Below are 6,155 nucleotides of genomic sequence, written 5' to 3'. Positions count from 1 at the left end.
ATAAGATTAATAGGTTATAATAGTATGAAATGATTAAAATTTAGGAGGAAAAAATGAAAAGCTTATTAACTCTTATTGTGGATATTTTAAAAGTTCCATCAATTTTAGTCGGATTAATAGCAATGATTGGGTTATTAGTTCAAAAAAAACCATTTACAGACATAGTAAAAGGTACAATTAAAACTATTTTAGGATTTTTGGTATTAGGTGGAGGAGCAGGACTGGTTGTAAACTCATTAGCACCTATGGGAAGCATGTTTGAACAAGGATTTCACGTTCAAGGAATAGTGCCTAACAATGAAGCAATTGTTTCATTGGCATTAAAAGAATACGGAACAATAACAGCGTTAATAATGGCACTTGGAATGTTCTGGAACATATTTATCGCAAGATTTACAAAATTAAAATATATTTTCCTGACAGGACACCATACTTTATATATGGCATGTATGATTGGAATAATATTAAAAGTTGGAGGATTTCAAGGACCTTTACTAGTAATCATTGGTTCATTGACATTAGGACTTGTAATGGCAATATTTCCTGCATTGGCACAACCTTATGTTAGAAAAATTACTGGAAGCGATGATGTTGGATTTGGACATTTTAGTACAATAGGATATGTTTTATCAGGATTTGTTGGAACTTTAGTTGGAAAAGGTTCAAAATCAACTGAAGAAATGAAATTACCTAAAAATTTAAGTTTTTTAAGAGACAGCTCTATTTCCATTTCATTGACTATGATGATAATTTATTTAATTTTAGCATTAGTCGCAGGAAAAGGTTATGTTGAAAAGGAACTAAGTGGCGGAGATAACTTTTTAGTATTTGCAATTATTCAGGCTATAACATTTGCAGCGGGAGTTTATATTATTTTATCAGGTGTTAGACTTGTTCTTGCAGAAATAGTGCCTGCCTTTGTAGGATTTTCCGAAAAACTTGTGCCAAATGCAAAACCTGCATTAGACTGTCCAATCGTATTCCCTTATGCACCTAATGCTGTATTAATCGGATTTTTATGCAGTTTTTTAGGAGGAGTTATCGGATTATTTATGCTTGGTATGCTAAAATGGACTCTTATTCTACCTGGAGTGGTGCCTCACTTCTTCTGTGGAGCGACAGCAGGTGTATTTGGAAATGCTACTGGCGGTAGAAGAGGAGCTTCAATTGGAGCTTTTGCAAATGGACTATTACTGACATTCCTACCTGTAATTTTATTACCAGTGTTAGGAAATTTAGGATTTGCAAACACTACATTCTCTGATGCAGATTTTGTAACAGTTGGAATTGTATTAGGTAATATGGCAAAACACGTATCTCCTGCAATAGTTTCTGGAATAATCGTTGGAATAACTGCTATTTTAGTAGCCTTTGGATTTGTACCTTCAAAAAAATCAAAATAAATTATTGTTAAAAATTGATTATCATTTGGAAGGAGCCAAAAAATGAATAGTGATTATAATGAAAAAGTGAAAGAAATGAAAAAATTAGCTGCCAATATTAGAATCAACACATTAAAATCCCTTACCAATTTAGGTTTTGGTCATTATGGTGGAAGTTTGTCAATTGTTGAAATCTTGGCAGTGCTGTATGGCGGAATTATGAATATTGACGCTAAAAATCCACATTGGGAAGACAGAGATTATTTTGTGCTGTCAAAAGGGCATGCAGGCCCTGCACTCTATACAACCCTAGCTTTAAAAGGATTTTTCCCGCTTGAAGAAATTTACACATTAAATCAAAATGGAACAAATTTACCAAGCCATCCAGATAGACTCAGAACAAAAGGAATTGATGCAACAACAGGTTCCCTAGGGCAAGGAATCTCAATTGCCACGGGAATTGCAAAAGCTCTGCAAATAGACAAAAAAAATAATAGAGTTTTTTGTATTATTGGAGACGGAGAAATAAACGAAGGACAATGCTGGGAAGCATTTCAGTTTATTGCTCACCACAACTTAAATAACTTAACAGTGTTTCTTGATTACAACAAAAAACAGCTGGATGGTGCTTTAGATGAAATAATAAAACCTTTCTCTTTTGAGGAAAAAATGAAATCATTTGGCTTTGATGCTGTTACTATAAAAGGAAATGATATTGAAAAAATGTATGATATTTTGAAAGTGCCTCGTAAAAACAATGAAAAACCACTATTTGTAATACTTGACACTATAAAAGGGCAAGGTGTCGAATACATTGAAAAAATGGAAAATTCTCATCATCTAAGATTGACTGATGAACTAAAGCGAGAAATCGAAAAGGCGATAAAAGATTTGGAAAGTGAGGTGGAATAAATGATAAAAGTTTATACTGGAACTCCAAAAAAAGATGAAATAGAAATGAGAAAAGTTTATTCTTCCAAACTTTGTGAATTACTGGAAAAACATAGTCAAGTTATAGCTCTCGAAGCTGACTTAATGAACGCAATTACAACTGACAAGATACAGGGTAAATACCCCGAAAGAGTGATAAATTGTGGAATAATGGAAGCAAATATGATAGGTGTTGCAGCTGGAATGTCTATTGCTGGAAAATACCCATTTGCACATACTTTTACAGCTTTCGCAAGCCGAAGATGCTTTGATCAATTGTTTATGTCGGGGGCATATCAGAAAAATAATATTAAAATAATTGCTTCTGATGCTGGCGTAACTGCCGCCCATAACGGAGGAACTCACATGTCCTTTGAAGATATGGGAATAATGAGAGGTCTCGCTAATACAGTTGTATTAGAAGTGACAGATGCCACAATGTTTGAAAATATTCTCGAACAAGTTGCCACAAAAGATGGCTTCTACTGGATTAGAACAATCAGAAAAAATGCATCAACAATCTATGAAAAAGGCTCAACTTTTGAAATTGGAAAAGGAAATTTATTAAAAGATGGTTCAGATATTACTTTAATCGCTAATGGAATTATGGTAGCAGAAGCCTTGAAAACAGCAGAAAAATTGGAAAATGAAGGAATAAATGCCGCTGTAATAGATATGTTTACTTTAAATCCAATAGATAGTGAATTAATCAAAAAATATGCACAAAAAACAGGGAAAATAGTAACTTGTGAAAACCACAGTATTCACAATGGTTTAGGAAGTGCAGTCGCTGAAGTAATTGCTGAAACTGGAGACGCAAAATTAAGAAGAATTGGAATAAAGGAAAGATTTGGGCAAGTTGGAACTTTGGATTTTTTGATGAATGAATATGAGTTGACTGCAGAGTATATTTATAAAGCTGCAATGGAGTTACTAAAAGATTAAAATAAAAAATATCGATTTATTAAATTGAAATTTCTTAATAAGTCGATATTTTATTTTTTTATATTTATGAAAAAATCAGACAAGAGTATTCCTGCCTGATTTTTATTAGATAACTAAACTAATTGCTGCTTTTCTTTCTCGAAACCAGCTTTATCACTTCATTAACCACAAATGGTATTAATGCAAATATTAGCACTACATCCCAATTTCCAAATGAAATGTTTGTCACTTTAAATATTTTTGCAATTGGTACAAATGAAGTTAATCCTATTTGCAATGCAATTCCGATTATAATCGAATAAATCAAATATTTATTCTTGAAAATTCCAATTTCAAATATTGTTTTTTGGCTATTTCTCATTGTTAATGAATAAAATAGCTGTGATACTGTAAGCACGATAAATGCCATTGTTCTACCTTGTGTCAATGCGTGTTTTGCAGCTTCATTTCCAGCTTTTGCCATTGTTTCCAACTGTCCAAGATTTCCAATCATTCCAGTTTCATTAATTCCAATATAAAATGCTGCCAATGTTAAAAATCCGATTAATGTTCCACCAATTACTGCACGCATTCCTGCACCTTCCGAAAAGAAACTTTCCTTAGGATTTCTTGGAGAACGTTTCATTACATCTTTATCCCCTGGATCAATTCCAAGTGCTAATGCAGGTAATGTATCAGTAACTAGATTTACCCATAATAACTGTGTTGCAACTAATGGCAAGTCCCAATTCAACAATGTTGATAAGAAAATACAAATTATTTCTCCCAAATTACATGAAAGCAAGAATATGATAGTTTTTTTGATATTATTATAAATGTTTCTTCCTTCTTCAATCGCATGAACAATCGTAGTAAAGTTGTCATCAGTCAAAATCATATCACTTGCACCTTTTGAAACATCAGTTCCTGTAATTCCCATAGCAACACCAATATCAGCAAATTTAAGTGACGGAGCATCATTCACTCCATCTCCTGTCATCGAAACAATATTACCTTTTTCCTTGAATGCTCTTACGATTTTTACCTTATGTTCAGGCGATACTCTTGCAAAAACTCTATATTTGCTAATGTTTTCAGAAAATTCCTTATCTGAAATCTCATCAATTTCAGCACCAGTCAGACTTTGACTTATATCTGTAGCAATTCCTAATTCTTTTGCAATGGCAACTGCTGTATTCTTGTGATCTCCTGTAATCATAATTGGAGTAATTCCAGCATTTTTTGCTTCTGTTATCGAATCTTTAACTTCCGTTCTTGGCGGATCAATCATTCCAACAATTCCAACTACAACCAGCTCTTTTTCCATTTCTTCTGGAGCAATTACAGTATCCACATCTTTAAAAGCTACTCCCAGCACACGAAGTGCATCATCCGACATTTCTGTTGCAACTTTTAATATTTTTTCTTTCATTTCCTCAGTCAATACAACAATTTTTCCATCCACTAGAATTTTATCTGCTCTTACTAGAATATTGTCAATAGCACCTTTTGTATGAACTCTATACTTGCCATCTCCTTCTTCATTTAATGTTGACATTAATTTTCTATCTGAATCAAATGGATTTTCACTTACTCTTTTGTACTCTGCATTTAAAGTATTTTTCTCAAGATTAAATCTATCTCCCAGTACAACCAGTGCCACTTCTGTTGGATCTCCAATATCCTGTCCACTGTCAATAGAAGCATCTGAACAAAGGACAAACGAACGAATTAATTCAGTTTCATCCTTATTTGCCACAAAATCTCTACCTTCTGATGGTATATCCCTCAAATTATCAAATGTATAAGTTTTTACAACTGTCATTTTATTTTGAGTCAATGTTCCCGTTTTATCTGAACAAATTATATTTACTGCTCCCAATGTTTCCACTGCAGGCAATTTTCTTACAATCGCATTTTTCTTTGACATTTTATTTACACCCATCGCAAGCACGATTGCAACAATTGCAACAAGCCCTTCAGGAATAGCAGCAACTGCCAAACTTATTGACGTCATAAACATTTCTAAGATAGGACGTTTTTGAATAATTCCAACAATAAATATTACAGCACAAATTCCCATTGCAATATAACCAAGAGTTTTACCAAGTTCATCTAGCTTTATTTGAAGAGGAGTTAATGTATTTTCATCTTCATCAAGTATTTTTGCAATTTTACCAATTTCTGTTTCCATTCCTGTTGCAACTACGACACCTTCTCCACGTCCATAAGTGGCCATGGTTGACATAAATGCCATATTTTCCTTATCTCCAACAGGAATTTTTTCATCTTTGGTAATAAAATCAGCATTTTTTTCACTTGGTACTGATTCTCCCGTAAGTGCCGACTCTTCAATTTGTAAATTGGCACTCTCTATAAGCCTTACATCTGCTGGAATAAATCTACCAGCATCTATTATCAAAATATCTCCTGGAACCAAATCTTCTGAGTTAACCTCTATAACTTCTCCATTTCTTCGAACCAAGCTCTTAGGAGTTGTCATTTGCTGAAGTGCTTCAAGCGCCTTTTCAGCCTTAGATTCCTGTACTACTCCAACTATTGCATTTATAAGTACCACTGCCATTATAATCAAAGCATCTGTCCAGCCGTGTTTAATATCCACTATCAGATTTATCACAGCCGCTGCAATTAATACATAAATCAGCATATCCTGAAGCTGTGCAATAAATAATTGCATCAATGTCTTTTTGGCCTTTCCTTTTAATTTATTCTGTCCATATTTTTCAAGCCTTGCATTTACTTCATCTTTTGTCAACCCAACCTTAGGATTTACATTTAATTCCTTTAAAACTTCATTTTGTGATTTTGTAAACCACATAATTTTTTCACCTCTTTCTGTAATTACATTTACTTTTTTATTTAGATATCTAAGATTCAAATATATTTTAAAATTATACT

The 6,155-nt window shown here is 33.2% G+C and carries 4 protein-coding genes; 3 read left to right on the top strand and 1 reads right to left on the bottom strand.

Annotated features, from left to right (window positions below; translation table 11 throughout):
- Window positions 1–53 precede the first annotated feature (53 nt).
- From Q0370_RS06330 to Q0370_RS06320, 3 genes are read left to right on the top strand one after another with little or no spacing between them, the layout of a single operon-like run.
- Window positions 54–1,403 (top strand): PTS ascorbate transporter subunit IIC, encoded by a 1,350-nt coding sequence (locus tag Q0370_RS06330; RefSeq protein WP_299573572.1) that lies wholly within the window; start codon window positions 54–56, stop codon window positions 1,401–1,403.
- 42 nt (window positions 1,404–1,445) lie between these two features.
- Entirely contained in the window at window positions 1,446–2,294 is an 849-nt protein-coding gene (locus Q0370_RS06325; RefSeq protein ID WP_299573567.1) for a transketolase, read from the top strand.
- Window positions 2,295–3,257 carry a transketolase family protein gene (locus tag Q0370_RS06320; RefSeq protein WP_299573564.1) on the top strand — a complete coding sequence of 321 codons (963 nt, stop codon included), beginning with the start codon at window positions 2,295–2,297 and terminating at the stop codon, window positions 3,255–3,257. It begins immediately after the preceding gene.
- Window positions 3,258–3,375: 118 nt separating this feature from the next.
- Here the strand turns inward: Q0370_RS06320 and Q0370_RS06315 are convergent, their stop codons facing one another.
- Window positions 3,376–6,075, bottom strand: coding sequence for a cation-translocating P-type ATPase (locus Q0370_RS06315; protein WP_299573561.1), 2,700 nt, complete (start codon window positions 6,073–6,075; stop codon window positions 3,376–3,378).
- Window positions 6,076–6,155 lie beyond the last annotated feature (80 nt).

The sequence above is a fragment of the uncultured Leptotrichia sp. genome (genome assembly GCF_938036635.1).
GTDB classification, from domain to species: domain Bacteria; phylum Fusobacteriota; class Fusobacteriia; order Fusobacteriales; family Leptotrichiaceae; genus Leptotrichia; species Leptotrichia hongkongensis.
This window is presented reverse-complemented; position numbering and strand designations above follow the sequence as displayed.

What these genes read in the sequence shown, in the direction of transcription:
- Q0370_RS06330 (WP_299573572.1), top strand. Translation starts at nt 54, where the DNA reads ATGAAAAGCTTATTAACTCTTATTGTGGATATTTTAAAAGTTCCATCA.
- Q0370_RS06325 (WP_299573567.1), top strand. Translation starts at nt 1,446, where the DNA reads ATGAATAGTGATTATAATGAAAAAGTGAAAGAAATGAAAAAATTAGCT.
- Q0370_RS06320 (WP_299573564.1), top strand. Translation starts at nt 2,295, where the DNA reads ATGATAAAAGTTTATACTGGAACTCCAAAAAAAGATGAAATAGAAATG.
- Q0370_RS06315 (WP_299573561.1), bottom strand. Translation starts at nt 6,075, where the DNA reads ATGTGGTTTACAAAATCACAAAATGAAGTTTTAAAGGAATTAAATGTA.